The following is a 17,996-nucleotide window of genomic DNA, read 5'->3' as shown; positions in this document are numbered from 1 at the left end:
CAGATGCTAGAGATTCAAAATCTGCGTATTGAGCAAGCGGGTAGGGTACTGTGGGATAACCTGAATTTGTCATTGGCAGACAATGAGCGACTGGGGATTTCCGCTCCCAGTGGATTTGGGAAAACGACGCTAGGACGTGTGCTTGGGCAGTGGCAAAAGCCCACTGATGGGCAAGTTTTATTGAATGGTGAACCTGTTCCTCATCGCGGTTATTGCCCTATTCAGCTAGTCCCGCAGCACCCAGAAAAAAGCTTTAATCCTTATCGTACCGTAGGTTCCAGTGTTCGTGATGCGTGGGAACCGGATGCCCAATGGTTAGATTACCTTTCTATTAAACCGCAATGGTTAGAGCGACGCCCCAGCGAGTTATCGGGCGGAGAACTGGCGCGGGTAGCTTTACTTCGTGCTCTCGATCCTCGTACTAAAGTGTTGATCGCCGATGAAATCACGGCTCAATTAGATGCCCATCTTCAAAAGGAAGTGTGGCAGCATTTGATCCGTATTTCACAGCAACGCCCCCTCGCGATGATTATTTTTAGCCACAATAAAGCGCTGCTGGAGAAGGTTTGTACCAAGGTGTGGGCGGTGGCTCCACAATAGCGGTATTAGTGGTTTCGATATTGATTGGTTTATTTTAAAAAGGTTATGATGCCCTAGAAATGCGAAACCCCGAGAGGGACAATATGCCTATCTCGGGGCTCTAAATAGATTGTTGAGGGTGCATGTTTTACAGAGGGACCACATCAACTGCTCTGATAGGGATTCTAGAGGGATATGGCGGAAAGTCAAGTCACTTATATTTATGATAGTAATATAAATACAATAAAAGAAAATATTTCGGATAATAGATTTTCGGCTTATTTAAAGAAAGCGGGCTTTAATGAAATATATGCATTTAATTTATATTTATATAATGCCAGAATTTCTAAAGCCTTTTTATTTCCATTGCATATGTTAGAGGTGTCATTAAGAAATCGAATTAATAGAATATTTAAAATTACATATGGCGATGATTGGGCTAATCAACAGGCGTTTCGTTCTAATCTAACATCGGAAAGTTTAAATAGTCTTGATACCGCATTTAGACGGTGTGATATGAAGCATACTGAAAATGTCATTGCTGAATTATCTTTCGATTTTTGGTCTAATTTATTTAGAGCAGAATATGATAGAGTGTTTTGGCAGAAAAACATGAAAATATTAATGCCTCATCACTTAACAACAAGAAAAGAATTTCAAAAGATAATTAAAAATATTAATAAGCTTAGAAATAGAATTGCTCACTATGAGCCTATTCATGATTTAGATATTTCAACATTACACTCTCAAGTAATTGACGTTATTAATTGGATCTCTCTAGAAACAAGTAGATGGGTTAAGCACTATTCCACTGTGAATGAAATGCTGCGTACATCACCTAGCCCGACCGGTGAGTCTAGACCACATTTTAGTGAACGATGTGATAATGACTTTATTGAAATAAATGAGAATATATTTTTATCAGAAATACCTAAAGCAAGATTTATTTTAGTGAAGAACAAAGAAGGTAAAGTTTTATCAGTTCTAGAACATAAGGATATTTTTACTTTTATAATAAATTTAATCGATATTGATGGAAAAAGTATCGCTATAGATTTAACTGACTATAAATTTAAAAATATCTGCAAGGAATTGAGTTTAAATTATAATTATCATGAATGTGGGCATGAAGAGAGTTTTAGTAAAACAGCTATGATTTTTAAAAAATCAAAATCTCAATTTATTTTAGTCAAAAGAATAGATGAAATTATAGGTGTCATTTCTAAATCTCATCGTAGATATTAATTATCCTTTTAATTTCCCCACCAGAAATTCAATAAATGCCCGTGTCTTGGCGGGTAGAGTTTGGGTATTGGGATAGAGCAATTGAATGTTTTGTTTCGGTAGCTCGAATTCAGGTAACAAGCGCACTAATCGGTGCGTTTTTAAATCCTCTTCAATCAGCCATGCGGGGCAAATCGCGGCACCTAATGAAGCGAGTGCCAGTTGACGGATAGTCTCTGCGGAGTTGGATTCATACTGGCTGTTTAATAAGGGCAAACCAAACTTTTCGCCGTGGCGGTTCTGCAGAATATATTGGCTATCTTGCAAATTCAGTAGCGAATGTGTGACCCACGGAATATGCGCCAAATCCTCGATATTTCTAATGGAGTATTGATTGGCAAACTGGGGTGTGGCGACCAAATAAATTACATATTCTCCGAGCTTACGGGATTTTAATGAAGAGTTTTTTAAATTCCCTAATCGAATTGCAATATCGAGCTTTTCAGCTAATAAATCATCAAAAGAAGAGTTAAAGCTATATTGTAGGCGCAGTTGAGGGTATTGCCGGCAAAATGCTGGGAGCAAAGGCAAAATGTAACGCTGGCCAAATTCATTGGTTGAAGAGAAACGTAATGTGCCAGTTATGTTGGTTGCTAAATTTTGACTTCTCTCAAAGGCTTCCTCTATCTGTAATTGAATCCGTTTAAAATCATCGTAGAAATATTTTCCCACCTCAGTGAGCGCAATATTGCGGGTATTTCGCACCAATAAGCTGACATTTAAGTTTTTTTCGAGCTGTTTAACATCAATACTGACCATCGAACGACTTAGCTCTAAGACTTCTGCGGCTTTGGTAAATGAACCAGAATCGACAACTTGAAGAAAGCTGGTAATTTGCTTGAGATTTTTTTGCATAATCCGCTCGATTGTTTGGTTGTGTTAAACAATGATTTTACTTCCTTTGCATCGACAGGAGAAGGGTTGCACTCTACTCTTTGCGACCGGAGGTAGCTATGTCATACCGTTATCAAATCGCTACAGTATTTCTTCTCGGCTTTTTCATTGATTGTATTAATATTTTTATGTCTGCCATTGCATTGCCAGACATCGCTTCGGCATTTTCGGCGAGCCAGTCGATGGTCTCTTGGGTGGCGAATGCCTATATTTTAGGACTTGTGCTCATTATGCCAGTTAGCCTGTGGTTAGCGGGTCGTTTGGGGGAGCGTAAGTTACTGGCTTATTCGATGCTGCTATTTTCCCTTTCCGTTGGGCTATGTGGATTTAGTGATTCTATTTATAGTTTGATTTTCTGGCGCTTTATTCAGGGAATTGCAGGGGGATTACTAATTCCTGTTGGGCAGGCTTTAGTATTTGCTCTATTTCCTAATCAAGAACGCCAAAAGATATCGACGATGATTATGACGGTTGCTTTAATTGCCCCAGCATTTTCTCCGGCAATTGGTGGCATGATTATCGATTCTCTTTCTTGGCGATGGGTATTCTTTGCTAATCTTCCGTTTTCATTGCTGGCGGCACTGTTGGCTTGGGGCTGGGTAAAATCCAGTGAAAAACAGGTACGAGAAAAGCCTGATATTATTGGTTTGCTGTTAGTCAGTTTCAGTTTACTGAGCTTATTGATGTCATTCTCTCTTTATAATGATTATCAAAGTTTAGCTCTCGGATTATTGAGTTTTTCGCTTTCTGCCGCTTTGCTGATTGTCTATTTACAGTACGCAAAGAAATGCCGAGCACCGATTTTAAACCTGCAATTACTCAAAAATTATAATTTACGTAATGGTTTTATTGTTTATTACGCGGTGCCGGGAATTTTTACGGGTGTTAATTTACTGAACATATTTAATCTCCAAAATAACATCGGATTTAATGCACAACAAACGGGCATGTTTATGTTGGTGTATGCGGCGGGTGCTCTGATTTCCATGGTAACTGGCGGCTATTTTTATCATCGTCTGGGTAAGCGAAGCCTATTTATTACAGGTATCGTTGTGCATAGCATTGGGATCTTGACTCTGTTTTGGGTCGATAACCAAAGCCAATTAATGTTGCTCATTATAGCTTATTTATTAATGGGAACAGGCGGTGGGATCAGTGCGAATACGGCGCAAATCAGTGCATTAATAGACTTTAAAGATAAGGATTTATTGCAAGGTAGCGTGCTGTGGAATATTAACCGTCAGGTGGCCTTTAGTGTGGGGACGGTGGTATTAATTTCCCTCTTTAACCTTATTTCATTTTCATCAGAGTTAGTTCGTTATCAATATACGTTTTTCATTGCAGCTATTCTGGGGCTGCTATCGTTAATTTCAGTTATTAGGGGAAAATAAATGGACTCTAAAATGTCGCTGGCAGTACAAAGTGTGATTGATTTACATGTGGTCATTGAGGATGTATTTACAGGGCGCAATCAGGGGGAGAGTTTACCGCTTTTACTGAATAGCTTTGCTCCTGATTTTAAAATGGTCACGATCCAAGGGCAGGGGATCACCCACAACGATGTCACTGCGCTGTTTAGTCAGCTTGTTGGCAAAAAGCCTCATTTGACTATCGCAATTCAGAATATAGTGCCAATACAGCAGGTAGGGAGTGATTGCTGGATACAATACCAAGAATTGCAGACCAATGAAGGCATTTCGTCGTTACGAATCTCAACTGCGTGTATCCATGTTGAAAATGAAAAGTGCACTTGGAAATACCTGCATGAAACACCGGTGAAATAACCCAAGTTTTGAAAGAATAGTTACTTAGTGGAATATGAAACGGTCAATAGACCGTTTTTTTATGGTTAGCTAACAAAGAATCCCTCATTTTAATTACAAATGATTTTTATTCTCAATATTGATTGACCGTCGGTCAGTTTCGATCTAACATGCGGAAAAGAAAGATAATGGGAATAAGAGAATGAAACGAATTTTTTTGATTATCGCGGTGTGCTTGGGAACGTTTATGGCGACGCTCGATATCAGCATTGTGAATGTCGCTCTCCCTGCAATAGGGCAAGAACTTTCCACGAATCTATCAATGTTACAATGGGTTATAGATGCATATGCGTTGTGCTTATCAGCATTGATCCTCTCCGTCGGGCCGCTAAGCGATCGTTATGGGCGTAAGAAAGTTTGGCTGGTTGGGATCACAATTTTTACGTTAGGGTCGTTAATCTGTGCGTTAGCCTCAAATATTCAGTGGTTGCTATTTGGAAGAGCTGTTCAAGGCATTGCCGCCGCGGCGCTGATCCCAGGGGCGTTATCCATTATTACGCAGGCATTTAGTAATGACATTGAGCGAATTAAAGTCATTGGTATTTGGTCGGCAGTTAGTGCGTTATCACTGATCATCGGTCCGATTTTGGGTGGTTTTCTAGTGGATACCTTTGATTGGACAACCATCTTTATCATCAATATTCCGATTGGCTTGCTGACTTTGGTGCTGGGAGGCTTAGGGATTATGGAAAGTGCTGATCCGGATAAAGCGGCGTTGGATCCGGTTGGCCAGTTGTTGAGTATCGTTGCTCTTGGGGGAATCACCTATGGGTTAATTGAAGCCGGGGATCTGGGTTGGAATAACCCATCGACTTTGGGAAGCTTAGCGCTTGGCACAGTGGCATTATTAGGTTTTGTTGCTGTGGAAATGAAAGTGCCACGCCCTTTATTACCGCTGTATCTATTCAAGAAAAACCCTGATTTTTTTCAATATAATATGGCGTCATTTGCCCTCGGGTTTGCCACCTACAGTAATGTGTTTTTTATCGCGCTGTTCTTACAGAAAGGGCAAGGTTGGGGGGCGTTTGAAGCGGGTTTACGGATGGCGCCAGAATTTATCGCGATGGCACTGTTTTCATTCAGTTTCGGCCGGCTTTCCGGGCGATACAGTGTCCGTAACATTATGATTATTGGCTTCTTGCTGATAGCTCTCTCATCCATGTTATTGACGCGAGTGAATGCGGATACCGACTATTTCACTATTGCGGCCACGTTATTTATTTTGGGGGCGGGCATGGGAATGGCAACACCGGCAATAGGCGCATTGGTGATGTCGAGTGTAGAAAAAGCTTATTCAGGGATGGCATCTGCGGTGATGAATGCATTGAGACAAACAGGTATGACTCTGGGTATCGCCTTACTGGGCACGCTAATGACTCATCGAGCCGTTGATTTACTCCTGAGTAATCAACAGATTAATACTCAGCTTTCCACTGAGCAGATTGTCGAATTAGTTAATCATCATGGGGTTTTTTCGTCGACGATAATTGAGCAAGCAACCCGCTCAGCCTTTGTTTCGGGTTTTAATTTAGCGATGTTTGGTGGAGCATTAGCCATTTTGCTTTCATTAGCGTTAATGTTTAAACGCCAGCAAAAATTGAGAGTAAGTGACCGATAAAAAAACACCTGCCGAAGCAGGTGTTTGATTTTGTAGACTTGAAGACGTTTACGGCTTATTCGTCTAAGAAGCTGCGCAGAACTTCTGAGCGGCTTGGGTGACGTAATTTACGCAGCGCTTTCGCTTCAATCTGACGGATACGCTCACGGGTAACATCAAACTGTTTACCCACTTCCTCTAAGGTGTGGTCAGTATTCATGTCGATACCGAAACGCATACGCAGGACTTTCGCTTCACGTGCGGTTAAGCCAGCCAGAACCTCATGAGTTGCCGAACGTAAGCTTTCTGACGTTGCAGAATCTAACGGTAACTCTAATGTGGTATCTTCAATGAAATCGCCTAAATGTGAATCTTCATCATCACCGATTGGCGTTTCCATGGAGATTGGCTCTTTTGCAATCTTCAGTACTTTACGGATTTTATCTTCCGGCATTAGCATGCGTTCTGCCAGTTCTTCTGGCGATGGCTCACGGCCCATCTCTTGCAGCATTTGACGAGAGATACGGTTCAGTTTGTTGATAGTCTCAATCATGTGAACCGGAATACGGATTGTACGTGCTTGGTCAGCGATAGAACGGGTAATAGCCTGACGGATCCACCATGTTGCATAAGTTGAGAACTTATAACCACGACGGTATTCAAACTTATCAACCGCTTTCATCAGACCGATGTTACCTTCTTGAATCAAATCAAGGAACTGCAGACCACGGTTGGTATATTTCTTCGCGATAGAAATAACCAGACGTAAGTTTGCTTCAACCATCTCTTTCTTCGCACGACGAGCCTTAGCTTCACCGATAGACATACGACGGTTGATATCTTTAACCTGTTCGATTGTCAGGCCAGTTTCTTCTTCGATTTGACGCAGTCTTTGCAGACAACGCAGAACTTCTTCTTCCACTTCCAGCAGTTTTTCAGACCACGGCTTGTTCATCGCTTTTGCTGCGGTTAACCAAGTTTCGCTGGTTTCATTGCCACTGAATAAGGTGATGAAGTTCTTCTTAGGCATTTTGCACTGTTCAACACACAGTTTCATGATGGTACGTTCTTGCATACGAACGCGGTCCATCATTTCACGCATGTTGTTGACCAGATAGTCAAACTGCTTAGGTACTAAACGGAACTCTTTGAAAACTTCGGATAATTGCTCGATAGCAGCCGCAGTTTTCGCATCGCTACGACCATATTGTTTAATATGGGTGCGAGTTTTTTCATATTGTTCACGAAGGTCAGAGAATTTCTGACGCGCTAACTCAGGATCGATGCTGTTATCGTCATCGCTATCGCTGTCATCGCCGTCTTCATCTTCTTCGTCTTCATCGTCTTTATCTAACTCTTCTTGTGGAAGTTCAGAACCTACGTGGGTTGCTGTAGGGGCTAAATCTTCTTCCGCATTTGGGTCAACGAACCCAGTGATGAGGTCAGATAAGCGGCTTTCGCCAGCTTCGACGCGGTCATACTGTTCAAGTAAGTAGGTGATAGCCTCAGGATATTCAGCAACAGAGCACTGAACCTGATTAATACCATCTTCGATACGTTTTGCGATGTCGATCTCACCTTCACGGGTAAGAAGTTCGACAGTCCCCATTTCACGCATATACATGCGTACTGGGTCAGTGGTACGGCCGATTTCACTTTCAACACTGGACAATACTTGAGCTGCAGCTTCAGCTGCATCTTCATCCGTGTCGGAAGTATTTTCAGCCAAAATTAAATCATCGGCATCAGGTGCTTCTTCCATGACCTGGATGCCCATGTCATTAATCATCTGGATGATATCTTCAATCTGATCCGAATCGACGATATCTTCCGGCAGATGGTCGTTTACCTCAGCATAGGTTAAATAACCTTGCTCTTTACCCTTGGTGACGAGTAGCTTAAGCTGTGACTGCGGGTTTTGCTCCATAAGACGGTATCCACACTTCTGAGTATTTAAATTGGTGTCGGTCGGCGAAACTAACGGCCAACAAGAACATTTAAAGGGACATTTGACTACGCGCTACGCCCTTTATATTTCGTAGCATTTACAGGCATTTGCCTTGTTATTTGCGGCACTTAAGCCGTTCTGTATACTATTTTTTGGATGCTTTACGTTTTCACTCGTGAAAGAGTGATTAGACGGACTTCTTCGCGCTCTTCAGGTGTCAACCTTTGTGTTCGTTCTTTCGCTATCAGATAGTCGAAACGCTCATCGAGGGCGCTATTAAATAGATGATTTAGAGCATCTATAAAGGTATTTTCCGCTATTTCCTCTATTTCTATATCGTTCCATGTTGCGAGTTTTTCAAGTTGTTTCGCGAAATTATTATCGCGATAACGTTCTAGCAACTGCCCAGTGGTCATTCCGGGGGTGGAACGGCAAACTTCAACCAATTCCTGAAATAGAGAAAGCCCCGGCATTTGGATATGGGCAATTCCCTCTAGTGAGGGAACAAGCTCCGAAAAGTTCGGATTTTGCACCAACAACGCGATAAGTATGCGCATTGTTGTTGGTTTCAGTTTGGGTGCCTGATAGTTAACTGGCTCAGTACTCTCTCTATCAATCATAGCAAGAACTTGGGAAATATCCGGTATACCAATGAAATTTCCTAGCTCTTGTGCCATATAGAGGCGCAGAGTTTCACCCGGAATCTGTTTTATCAATGGGATAGCAAGTTTACTAATTTTTGCTCGACCCTCTTGGGTTTTTAAGTCCACTTGGGGAACTAAAGAGTCAAACAAAAAGGTGGAAAGACTTTGCGCATTTTCCATGCGTTGCTCAAAGGCGTCTTTTCCTTCTTTGCGTACCAATGAATCTGGGTCTTCGCCATCAGGCAAAAACATAAAACGGAGTTGGCGACCATCGGTTAGATAGGGAAGGGCGTTTTCAAGTGCGCGCCAAGCGGCTTCTCTTCCTGCTCTATCTCCGTCATAACAGCAAATTACCGTGTCTGTTGAGCGATAGAGCAATTGAATATGCTCAGAGGTTGTAGAGGTGCCAAGTGATGCAACCGCATAGCGGATGTCATACTGTGCGAGTGCTACAACGTCCATATAGCCTTCAACAACAAGTAATTTTGCAAGCTCACTACTATTTTGCGTGGCTTCATAAAGGCCAAAAAGTTGGCGACCTTTATGGAATATATCGGTTTCTGGGGAGTTTAAATATTTTGGCAATGCATCGCCTAACACCCGTCCACCAAATGCAATTACGCGACCGCGACGATCCCGAATCGGGAACATGACTCGCTCTCTAAAGCGATCATAAACGCGACCATTATCATTAGTGACCAGCATGCCCGCTTCATCAAGTTGCTGACGGCTTTCTGGGTTCACGGCAAATTTCTTGAGAAGGTTGTCCCAGCCTGCGGGCGCAAAACCAATCGAAAAATGCGAGATAATATCTGCACTTAAACCACGTTGGCTTAAATAATCTTTGGCTTTATTGGCCGATGGATGATTTAAGGCAGCGCAGTAAAACTGATTTATTTTTTCCATCAATTGGTACAAATTTTGACGCTGATGGAGTTCAATTTGGCTGGTTCCGGTTCCTTTTTCGTAAGGAACATCCAGACCGTGTAATGCGGATAACTCTTCTATGGCTTCGACAAAATCTAATTTGTCGTAATTCATCAGAAAATCGATGGCGTTACCATGGGCACCACAACCAAAACAATAGTAAAACTGTCTCTCACCATTAACAGTAAATGATGGTGTTTTTTCGTTATGAAAAGGACAGCAAGCGTGATGGTTCTTACCCTGTTTTTTTAACGGGACTTTTGCATCGACTAAATCAATGATATCGGTTCGAGCGAGTAAGTCATTGATAAATGAACGCGGAATTCGTCCAGCCATAAGCCTCTTTTTCGCCTGTTGATGAACGATAATAAGCCGCGCTTCCGTTAGGAAAGCACGGCCTTTAACTGCTAACTACTTACTTGTCTGTATTGGTTGCGATTAAAATCGCAATCAATTAGTACAGACGAGTACGGCGTGCGTTTTCGCGAGCCAGTTTTTTAGCGTGACGCTTTACAGCTGATGCTTTAGCGCGTTTACGTTCAGTCGTTGGTTTTTCATAGAATTCACGACGACGAACTTCTGCTAAAACTCCTGCTTTTTCACAAGAACGTTTGAAACGACGCAGTGCTACGTCGAATGGCTCGTTTTCACGTACTTTAATTACCGGCATGTGCCTCTCACCTCAATAGAAATCGGTTTGTTGCTGGTTTTTGTTCACCAGCCGTCATTTAAAATGGTGCGGAATTTTACTTCAATGAGTACGGGTTTGTAAAGTGCCGTATAAAATTGAATCACGCAAGATCACCTGTTTCACCTCAACTTTATTCAATAAAGTGAGAAAAACCAGATAATAATGAGAATTTGCCACACGAAATTTTTATTACAGGGGTCTGATTATAGACTATACAACTTGGAAAGTCAGCCTTTTGCTGGGATTAATTGTGGGGTTTCATGACATTTTATTGCGCAATGACGCAAATTTAGGCGCGATGGTGCAAATTTAGTGATAGACTTGCCCTCATGCAACAAACAAGGGTAGTGCAATGCGTGTTTTAGGTATCGAAACATCTTGCGATGAAACTGGAATCGCAATCTATGATGATAAACTGGGTCTACTTGCGAACCAGTTATACAGCCAAATTAAAGTTCATGCTGATTACGGTGGTGTCGTACCCGAATTAGCCTCTCGTGATCATATCCGCAAAACAGTACCGCTGATTCAAGCGGCACTCAAAGAAGCCAATTTAACCCGCGAAGATATCGATGCCGTTGCGTACACCGCAGGCCCCGGTTTAGTGGGTGCATTGATGGTGGGAGCGACGGTGGGTCGTGCGCTGGCGTTTGCGTGGGATGTACCTGCGGTTGCTGTGCATCACATGGAAGGGCATTTGCTCGCCCCGATGCTGGAAGAAAAAAGCCCTGAATTCCCGTTTGTGGCGCTGTTAGTGTCTGGTGGTCATACCCAGCTAATTAGCGTGACGGGCATTGGTGAATATGAGCTTCTCGGTGAATCCATCGATGATGCAGCAGGCGAAGCATTCGATAAAACGGCGAAGTTACTCGGTTTAGACTATCCGGGTGGGCCTGTGTTATCACGCATGGCGCAGCAAGGCGTTGCAGGGCGTTTTGTTTTCCCTCGCCCGATGACTGACCGTCCGGGGCTGGATTTCAGTTTTTCCGGCTTGAAGACGTTTGCGGCAAATACGATCCGCGATAACCCTGATGATCCTCAAACTCGCGCTGATATCGCCCGTGCTTTCGAAGATGCAGTTGTGGATACGCTCGCGATTAAATGTAAGCGCGCGCTTGAGCAAACGGGCTTTAAACGCTTGGTGATGGCCGGTGGTGTGAGTGCTAACCGTACTTTACGCGCTAAAATGGAAGACGTTTTGAAGCAGCGTGGCGGCGAAGCATTTTATGCACGTCCTGAATTTTGTACAGACAATGGCGCAATGATTGCTCTCGCGGGCTTAATCCGCTTAAAAGGCGGTGCAAATGCAGATTTAGGCGTAACCGTTCGTCCTCGCTGGCCGCTTGCAGAGTTGCCACCGTTAGATGAAGGCGCTGTTAAATAATTAATCTGTTATGTTCAAAACATAATAAAAACAGGGGGCTAACGTAATACGCTAGCCCCCTGTTTTATTGTAAAACGAGCTTAGTGCAAGTTATTATTAATGTAGAACGGTCACTGCATCTTCTAAGCGAATGGAACGATCTTTAACGTGATTTGCGGTCTCGGTGCTCTGCTCAACGAGTAAGCTGCTTTGTTGAGTGATGGATTCCAGTTCACTGACGGCTTGTGTGATATCAGAGATCCCAGAGGCTTGCTCCGTTGTAGCATGGCTAATATGGGTAATTAGCTGAGTTACGTTTTGCACTTGATCCACAATCTCTTTCATTGTGTTCCCCGCCGCGTAGACTTGGTCTTTACCGGAGCTCACTTTCTTTTCACAGTTATTGATAAGTTCGCGAATATCGTTGACTGCACTGGCACTGCGGCTCGCTAAGCTACGCACTTCATTGGCTACGACCGCAAAGCCTTTGCCTTGTTCACCGGCTCTGGCGGCTTCCACGGCAGCATTCAGTGCCAAAATGTTGGTTTGGAATGCAATATCTTTAATCACATCGGTGATGGAGTTAATTTTACTGGTGCTATGGACGATTTCATCCATAGTGGTGACGACCGCATCCATCATTGCTCCCCCATTAACGGCCGTTTCACTGGTTTCGTTCGATAGCACATCGGCTTTATGCGTGTTGTCCGCATTCATCTTAACGGAGACCGCCATTTGATTCATGGTAGCGGCGGTTTGCTGCATATAGCCTACGGTACGCTGTGTATGGCTATCGAGTTCACCACAATCGCTCACTAACGATTGGCTGCCTTTACGGACGTTATCCACTTGCTCAGAGACATCGTTAATCAGCCAACGGCACACTAAGCCTAGTTGACCAATGGATCGCAGGATCTGCCCTATTTCATCAACGCGGTTCATGTGGTCAATGCTATTACGGTTACCTCGCGCTACGCTTAATGCCTGGGACATAATATTTTCGAGCGGCTTCGCAAAACTACGCTCTAACATCACATTACCGAGTAGCAGGGTTATTAAGGTGAATAAGCTGGTCAGTAGCAGTGTATTGCCGGATAGACCCGATAAACCCGCCATCGCCATCCACAGAACAAATAAGCTGCTGGAAATTAAACGGCAACGCCAGCGAACAGACAGGGTTGAAAGTGAGAATCGACGGCGTTTTGGCAGCACGATCCCCTTATAAATTCGGCGATTGCTACGATTTTCGACTAGAGCTTTATACAGCGGCTCAACCGCGGCGATTTCCTCTCGGGTCGCGCGTAGACGAATGGACATATAACCGGTGATGACACCTTTTCGCTGCATGGGGATGATATTAGCGCGAACCCAGTAATGGTCGCCATTTTTACGGCGATTTTTGACGATCCCAGTCCAAGGCTCTCCCATTTTTAAGGTACGCCACATATCCGCAAAGGCGGCTTTAGGCATATCAGGATGACGAATAATACTGTGTGGTTGCCCCATTAATTCATCGAGGTCATACCCACTGACTTGCACAAAAAAATCATTAGCGTGAATAATATTCCCTTGAAGGTCACTTGTGGTCATCAAGGTGATATCTTCATCTAAGATATGCTCATTTTGGGTTACATATGGAGTTCTGCTCATTTTATATTCACTTTTATAGTTAAGTTTTCCTTTATATAGTCGACAGTTTTTAATTATTCATTAGTAATAAATTTGCAATATTTTAACTATTTTTTAAAAGTGTGCGCTACGTTATGAATAGGTGTAAATACGTACCAAAATTAGGGGTGTGAGTGTGAGTCAATACAGTAAAAAATAGGGAAAGTTTTTGATGGTATAGAAGGATGTGATTGAACAGGAAGTGAAGATAATAGAAATAAAAAAGGCTGAAATTCAGCCCTTATTGTTTATCAAAGTAATGACTTATTAGAGGCATTATCGTGAATGATGTTAATCGTCCTTATCGTCACGTTGCTCTTGAGCTATCTCTTTGGTGGTTTTTTGCTTTTTATTCTTCAATTTTTGCCAAATTCGGCTTTCTTGTCCTCGCCATAGACGCTGAATATTGCCATGATGGCGAACAAGCACTAAGCACGACAGCATGGCAACCGGGAAGGTGAATTCAGGCTTAAACCACCACACATAAAATGGCGCCATTAGAGCACTGACAATCGCCCCAAGGGATGAGTAGCCACTGAGCAATACGGTGAGCAGCCAAGTGCCTGCCACCAAACCTGAAAGATCCCAGCCGATTGCTGCGATGGATCCAAATGCGGTAGCAACGCCTTTTCCACCTTTAAAGTGAAAGAAAACCGGATAAATATGTCCAAGGCAGGCTGCAATCGCGACCAAGCCAAGATAGAATGGTTGCACATTTAAATAATAAGCAAGCCATACAGGGATCATCCCTTTCAGTACATCACAGATCAGTACTGAGGCAGCGGCGACTTTGCCGCCGACGCGTAAGACGTTAGTTGCACCGGGGTTACCAGAGCCGTGTTGACGAGGGTCGGGTAATCTTGCCAGACGGCAGATCAAAATAGCACTCGATATTGATCCGCAAAGATAGGCGAAGATTATCATGCCAAGCGCGATAGCACTCATAACTAACTCCAAAAACGGTTTAGGCTATTTATATGTAATTCACTTCAGTCTTGGATAATACGCACATTTTTCCTGAAGTGGTATCAATTCAGCACATAAACGAGAAAATGACGTGATGGATATCGTATTTATTGAACAATTATCAGTCATCACCACCATCGGTGTATATGACTGGGAACAAGGTATTGAACAAAAACTTTTGCTCGATATCGAAATGGGATGGGACAATAAACAGGCCGCGATGAGCGATAATGTTGAATTATGTTTGAATTACGCTGAAGTTAGCGAACGCGTTGTTAGCTATTTAGAACAGAATAAATTTGGGTTAGTTGAAAGAGTTGCAGAAGAGGTTGCTCAACTGCTGATGAATGAATTTTTCACACCTTGGGTTCGTATTCGAGTGTCTAAACCAGGGGCTGTTGCTCGTGCTGCCAATATGGGCGTGCTGATTGAACGTGGTACAAAAACCAGTTAATGGGGATTGCATCGTGGATGTTGGCGGTCGAAGTACCGCCAATATTTTCAGCTATTTTAAATCATCACTTTTTGTATTTTTAGCCACTCTTCAACTGCTTGAATACGCTGTTTAGTCAGTTCCTCTCGGATTTGTACGCCTTGAAAGCCCTGCTCAATAATTGATTTTACTGCAACCGCTTTGGCTATCTCATAGGATTGACGTAAAAATATCCCTTTAGGATAGGCTTGTTTTTCTAACCCTCCGCGACCTCTGGCATCCGCTTCACTCACTAAACTAAGCTGAGAAATACGCTCAGGTTTACGCCAGCTATCTAATCCATCAAAGATCCCCACAATATCGGCAGCGCTGAGCTTGTTAATCACATGGATCATATCGTGATATTTTGCAGCAAGGCAGGCGAGGTCTTTGGTGCTGGTTGGGATCTTATACCGCTCACATAAGTCGATAATCAGGGGGATCCCGGCTTCCCCATGCTGTGGATGACTCGGCCAGACCGCTTTAGGCGTAAGTCCTTTACCTAGGTCATGGCATAACGCAGCAAAGCGCACATCAATATCTTTCGATAATGTTGCCACCACGCGCATTACCATCAAAATATGGATCCCTGTGTCTACTTCTGGATGCCATTTTTCAGGGGCTGGTACGCCGAATAGGTTATCAATTTCAGGAAATAGAACGGCAAGTGCGCCGCATTCACGTAAAACTTCAAAGTAAACTTGCGGTGAATTGGACATCAGCGCTTTGTGCGTTTCTGTCCAGACGCGCTCAGGGGTGAGATGGGATAGCTCTCCTGATTCCGACATGGACTGCATCAACGCCATGGTTTCTGGGGCAACTCGAAAGCCTTGAACATAATAGCGAGCGGCAAAACGTGCCACACGCAATACGCGCAATGGGTCTTCCAAAAAAGCATCAGAGACATGGCGCAGAACGCGATTTTTGAGATCACGCACACCATGATGGGGATCGACCAATTCCCCTGTATCGCTTTGGGCGATGGCATTGATGGTTAAATCTCGGCGCAGTAAATCATCTTCGATAGTGACGTCTGGTGCGCTATAACAGCTAAACCCAGTGTAGCCAGAACCGATTTTTCGTTCCGTTCTGGCAAGGGCGTACTCTTCATGAGTCTTTGGATGCAAAAAGACGGGAAAATCTTTGCCTACCTGTTGAAAGCCTTGGGCTAGCATCGCCTCTGGCGTGGTACCCACCACCACATAATCTCTATCTGAGATAGGTAATCCAAGTAATTTGTCACGTACCGCTCCACCGACGAGATAGACTTTCATTTAGGCTCTCTTACATCCAACCATCATTACGTTTTTTACGGCGTGGAATAATGTGAGGCAGAAGTAGCCCTAAAATTAAGCCAGCACCTGCCACGCCACCACCGTACATAAACCACTGTAAAATTAACTCACGGCGACGATCATCCAGATTCACTTCAGCAATATCTAACTTTTTACCTGCTTTGATGAGTTCGTTTTTCAGTTTTTCATTTTCTGCTTTGAGCTGACGCACTTCACTATCATTATCAGCCACTTTTTGCTGCATGTCTGCGGTGCGGGTATTCCAAGTATTGTCAATGTTATCTAACTGTTGACGAAGCTTTTGATTTTCAGCTTCTAACTGCGGAATTCGGCTTTTCATACTTGGGATGTCGCTGAGCTGATCCGTTGGTATCCAAACGGTGCGGCCTTTGCCATCTTTAATTTGAGCAAATTTATTATCCACTGAAATCAGTTCAACGGATTCACCTGCGTTTAGCGAGCCAACAATGCGGTAGTTGGTGCCTGGACCACTACGGACATAAGTCGATAAATCTTCAGAAACGTAGCGTGTTTCAGCGTTTGCTGTGATTGAAAGGCCTAACCCCATGATTGAAACAAGTAAAAGTGGAATTTTTCGCATAGTGTTTTTATCTTTTCACGGTGAATGAGTGTCTTATTAATTAAATACTAATAAGTAAAGCCTATTGGTGCAAACGTTAAAGCATAGAGTTGTGTAAATGTTGAATGAGAATGAGAACCTTCCTAAGTCACTGGATAATACAATTTTTAAGCATGTTATTGAAACAACCCTCTAAGGGAATTTATATTTGTAGAATTTTTGGTTTCCGTGCGGTTTCTTTTCTCTGCTCTCAGGGATTGGGGTAATATGGATGCAGTAAAATTATTAAATAAGGAAATGTATGAACCACATAGAAGTTGAACTCAAGTTAGCGGCTCAGAGTTCTGCTATTGATGCTGTTCGTCAGTGTATTTCGACGCTTTCACCACAACACTCTGCGCCTCGCAAGCTGACTAATATCTATTTTGATACGGCACAAAGACAGCTACGCCAATGGGATATGGGGTTGCGTATTCGGGGTTGTGATGGTCGTTATGAGATGACGATGAAAACGGCTGGGCAAGTGATTAGCGGATTACACCAGCGCCCAGAGTTCAACGTGGAAATTGATTCTCCTGAAATCAATCTTGCGGCATTTCCGGCAGAAATCTGGCCTGAAGGAACGGATATCGCGCAACTAGAGGATGAGTTAGAAGTTTTGTTTAGCACTAATTTCACTCGCGAAACATGGTTGGTGAAATTCGAAGATAGTGAAATTGAAATTGTTTTCGACCAAGGGGAAGTCTCTGCGGGTGCGAAAGATTTACCGATTCAAGAATTTGAATTGGAACTAAAACAAGGCTTTGTAGCGGACGTACTGAATTTAGCGAAGAAATTCGCAGATATCGATGGTCTGAGTTTATCCTCCCTGAGTAAAGCGGCGCGAGGCTACTCATTATTGGCGAATGAGCCTGTACCTTTAGTGCGTCCTGAATCTGTGTTTGATTATGAAGAACAGCCGATTGAAAAGTCACTGTTGCACATGCAGCAACTTTGCCAGCAACATGAACAGTATTGGCTAGCAGGTGGTGAACATGCACGTCATGGGCTTAGTGAGTTTTTACGCTTTGTTCAGGCTTTCTTAGTGCATTACCAAAACTCTGCACCGCATTTTGTTCACGATCTCCCTCTGGAACAATTACGTTTGGATGTGACTGATGAAACGGTCAGTGCAGAAGGCTTTTGTTACAGTAGCCAATGGCTAAAATGCAAACTAGCCTTTATTCAGTGGTTAACTGCCTTAACATATACTGATGTCGAATAGG

The 17,996-nt window shown here is 43.2% G+C and carries 16 protein-coding genes; 8 read left to right on the top strand and 8 right to left on the bottom strand.

Translation table 11 applies throughout. The features are described from left to right. Positions 1-3 precede the first annotated feature (3 nt). Positions 4-600: an ATP-binding cassette domain-containing protein gene (locus H0913_RS15235; RefSeq protein ID WP_181477543.1), complete on the top strand. Its 597-nt coding sequence runs from the start codon at positions 4-6 to the stop codon at positions 598-600. Positions 601-774: 174 nt separating this feature from the next. Then, positions 775-1,824, top strand: coding sequence for an Abi family protein (locus H0913_RS15230; RefSeq protein WP_181477542.1), 1,050 nt, complete (start codon positions 775-777; stop codon positions 1,822-1,824). On the opposite strand, the gene H0913_RS15225 is transcribed toward H0913_RS15230, so the two are convergent. Next, on the bottom strand, positions 1,825-2,718 hold the full coding sequence (locus H0913_RS15225; RefSeq protein ID WP_181477541.1) for a LysR family transcriptional regulator: 894 nt from the start codon (positions 2,716-2,718) through the stop codon (positions 1,825-1,827). Positions 2,719-2,816: 98 nt separating this feature from the next. On the opposite strand from H0913_RS15225, the gene H0913_RS15220 reads away from it, so the two are divergent. The 3 genes from H0913_RS15220 to H0913_RS15210 all read left to right on the top strand — a co-directional run bounded on the left by H0913_RS15220 (position 2,817) and on the right by H0913_RS15210 (position 6,198). Next, a complete protein-coding gene (locus H0913_RS15220; RefSeq protein ID WP_181477540.1) occupies positions 2,817-4,148 on the top strand; it encodes an MFS transporter in 1,332 nt (443 codons plus the stop codon). Beyond that, entirely contained in the window at positions 4,149-4,541 is a 393-nt protein-coding gene (locus H0913_RS15215) for a hypothetical protein (RefSeq protein WP_181477539.1), read from the top strand. 181 nt (positions 4,542-4,722) lie between these two features. Next, entirely contained in the window at positions 4,723-6,198 is a 1,476-nt protein-coding gene (locus H0913_RS15210; RefSeq protein ID WP_181477538.1) for an MFS transporter, read from the top strand. Between the two features lie 55 nt (positions 6,199-6,253). Here H0913_RS15210 and rpoD read toward each other — a convergent pair whose 3' ends face one another. The 3 genes from rpoD to rpsU all read right to left on the bottom strand — a co-directional run bounded on the left by rpoD (position 6,254) and on the right by rpsU (position 10,366). Then, a complete protein-coding gene (gene rpoD / locus H0913_RS15205; protein ID WP_036956252.1) occupies positions 6,254-8,104 on the bottom strand; it encodes an RNA polymerase sigma factor RpoD in 1,851 nt (616 codons plus the stop codon). Positions 8,105-8,286: 182 nt separating this feature from the next. Continuing rightward, positions 8,287-10,032, bottom strand: coding sequence for a DNA primase (gene dnaG / locus H0913_RS15200; RefSeq protein ID WP_036956253.1), 1,746 nt, complete (start codon positions 10,030-10,032; stop codon positions 8,287-8,289). Positions 10,033-10,150: 118 nt separating this feature from the next. Continuing rightward, positions 10,151-10,366: a 30S ribosomal protein S21 gene (gene rpsU, locus H0913_RS15195; protein ID WP_001144069.1), complete on the bottom strand. Its 216-nt coding sequence runs from the start codon at positions 10,364-10,366 to the stop codon at positions 10,151-10,153. A 373-nt stretch (positions 10,367-10,739) separates the two neighbouring features. Here rpsU and tsaD point away from each other — a divergent pair, with 373 nt between their 5' ends. After that, positions 10,740-11,771, top strand: a complete 1,032-nt coding sequence (gene tsaD, locus H0913_RS15190; RefSeq protein WP_154603396.1) for a tRNA (adenosine(37)-N6)-threonylcarbamoyltransferase complex transferase subunit TsaD — start codon at positions 10,740-10,742, stop codon at positions 11,769-11,771. A 96-nt stretch (positions 11,772-11,867) separates the two neighbouring features. On the opposite strand, the gene H0913_RS15185 is transcribed toward tsaD, so the two are convergent. Next, positions 11,868-13,400: a methyl-accepting chemotaxis protein gene (locus H0913_RS15185; protein WP_181477537.1), complete on the bottom strand. Its 1,533-nt coding sequence runs from the start codon at positions 13,398-13,400 to the stop codon at positions 11,868-11,870. 309 nt (positions 13,401-13,709) lie between these two features. Continuing rightward, positions 13,710-14,363, bottom strand: coding sequence for a glycerol-3-phosphate 1-O-acyltransferase PlsY (gene plsY, locus H0913_RS15180; RefSeq protein WP_154603394.1), 654 nt, complete (start codon positions 14,361-14,363; stop codon positions 13,710-13,712). A 115-nt stretch (positions 14,364-14,478) separates the two neighbouring features. On the opposite strand from plsY, the gene folB reads away from it, so the two are divergent. Then, positions 14,479-14,838, top strand: coding sequence for a bifunctional dihydroneopterin aldolase/7,8-dihydroneopterin epimerase (gene folB / locus H0913_RS15175; protein ID WP_154603536.1), 360 nt, complete (start codon positions 14,479-14,481; stop codon positions 14,836-14,838). A 56-nt stretch (positions 14,839-14,894) separates the two neighbouring features. On the opposite strand, the gene H0913_RS15170 is transcribed toward folB, so the two are convergent. Then, a complete protein-coding gene (locus H0913_RS15170) occupies positions 14,895-16,130 on the bottom strand; it encodes a multifunctional CCA addition/repair protein (protein ID WP_181477536.1) in 1,236 nt (411 codons plus the stop codon). 10 nt (positions 16,131-16,140) lie between these two features. Further along, the gene (locus H0913_RS15165; protein ID WP_154627691.1) at positions 16,141-16,752 is read right to left on the bottom strand and encodes a TIGR04211 family SH3 domain-containing protein; all 612 of its coding nucleotides are present in this window, start codon (positions 16,750-16,752) and stop codon (positions 16,141-16,143) included. A gap of 280 nt (positions 16,753-17,032) precedes the next feature. Here H0913_RS15165 and H0913_RS15160 point away from each other — a divergent pair, with 280 nt between their 5' ends. Further along, positions 17,033-17,995, top strand: coding sequence for an inorganic triphosphatase (locus H0913_RS15160; protein ID WP_181477535.1), 963 nt, complete (start codon positions 17,033-17,035; stop codon positions 17,993-17,995). The last annotated feature ends 1 nt before the right edge of the window (position 17,996 follow it).

Origin of the sequence: Providencia rettgeri, assembly GCF_013702265.1 — a bacterium.
Taxonomy (GTDB): domain Bacteria; phylum Pseudomonadota; class Gammaproteobacteria; order Enterobacterales; family Enterobacteriaceae; genus Providencia; species Providencia zhijiangensis.
Note: the sequence above shows the minus strand (reverse complement) of the source record. Positions and strands in the feature narration are given on the sequence as shown.

Excerpts from the sequence above, each read along its gene's own strand:
- H0913_RS15165 (WP_154627691.1), bottom strand. The coding sequence starts at position 16,752 with ATGCGAAAAATTCCACTTTTACTTGTTTCAATCATGGGGTTAGGCCTT.
- tsaD (WP_154603396.1), top strand. The coding sequence starts at position 10,740 with ATGCGTGTTTTAGGTATCGAAACATCTTGCGATGAAACTGGAATCGCA.
- H0913_RS15170 (WP_181477536.1), bottom strand. The coding sequence starts at position 16,130 with ATGAAAGTCTATCTCGTCGGTGGAGCGGTACGTGACAAATTACTTGGA.
- folB (WP_154603536.1), top strand. The coding sequence starts at position 14,479 with ATGGATATCGTATTTATTGAACAATTATCAGTCATCACCACCATCGGT.
- H0913_RS15185 (WP_181477537.1), bottom strand. The coding sequence starts at position 13,400 with ATGAGCAGAACTCCATATGTAACCCAAAATGAGCATATCTTAGATGAA.
- rpoD (WP_036956252.1), bottom strand. The coding sequence starts at position 8,104 with ATGGAGCAAAACCCGCAGTCACAGCTTAAGCTACTCGTCACCAAGGGT.
- dnaG (WP_036956253.1), bottom strand. The coding sequence starts at position 10,032 with ATGGCTGGACGAATTCCGCGTTCATTTATCAATGACTTACTCGCTCGA.
- H0913_RS15230 (WP_181477542.1), top strand. The coding sequence starts at position 775 with ATGGCGGAAAGTCAAGTCACTTATATTTATGATAGTAATATAAATACA.
- H0913_RS15220 (WP_181477540.1), top strand. The coding sequence starts at position 2,817 with ATGTCATACCGTTATCAAATCGCTACAGTATTTCTTCTCGGCTTTTTC.
- H0913_RS15235 (WP_181477543.1), top strand. The coding sequence starts at position 4 with ATGCTAGAGATTCAAAATCTGCGTATTGAGCAAGCGGGTAGGGTACTG.
- H0913_RS15210 (WP_181477538.1), top strand. The coding sequence starts at position 4,723 with ATGAAACGAATTTTTTTGATTATCGCGGTGTGCTTGGGAACGTTTATG.
- H0913_RS15215 (WP_181477539.1), top strand. The coding sequence starts at position 4,149 with ATGGACTCTAAAATGTCGCTGGCAGTACAAAGTGTGATTGATTTACAT.
- plsY (WP_154603394.1), bottom strand. The coding sequence starts at position 14,363 with ATGAGTGCTATCGCGCTTGGCATGATAATCTTCGCCTATCTTTGCGGA.
- H0913_RS15225 (WP_181477541.1), bottom strand. The coding sequence starts at position 2,718 with ATGCAAAAAAATCTCAAGCAAATTACCAGCTTTCTTCAAGTTGTCGAT.
- H0913_RS15160 (WP_181477535.1), top strand. The coding sequence starts at position 17,033 with ATGAACCACATAGAAGTTGAACTCAAGTTAGCGGCTCAGAGTTCTGCT.
- rpsU (WP_001144069.1), bottom strand. The coding sequence starts at position 10,366 with ATGCCGGTAATTAAAGTACGTGAAAACGAGCCATTCGACGTAGCACTG.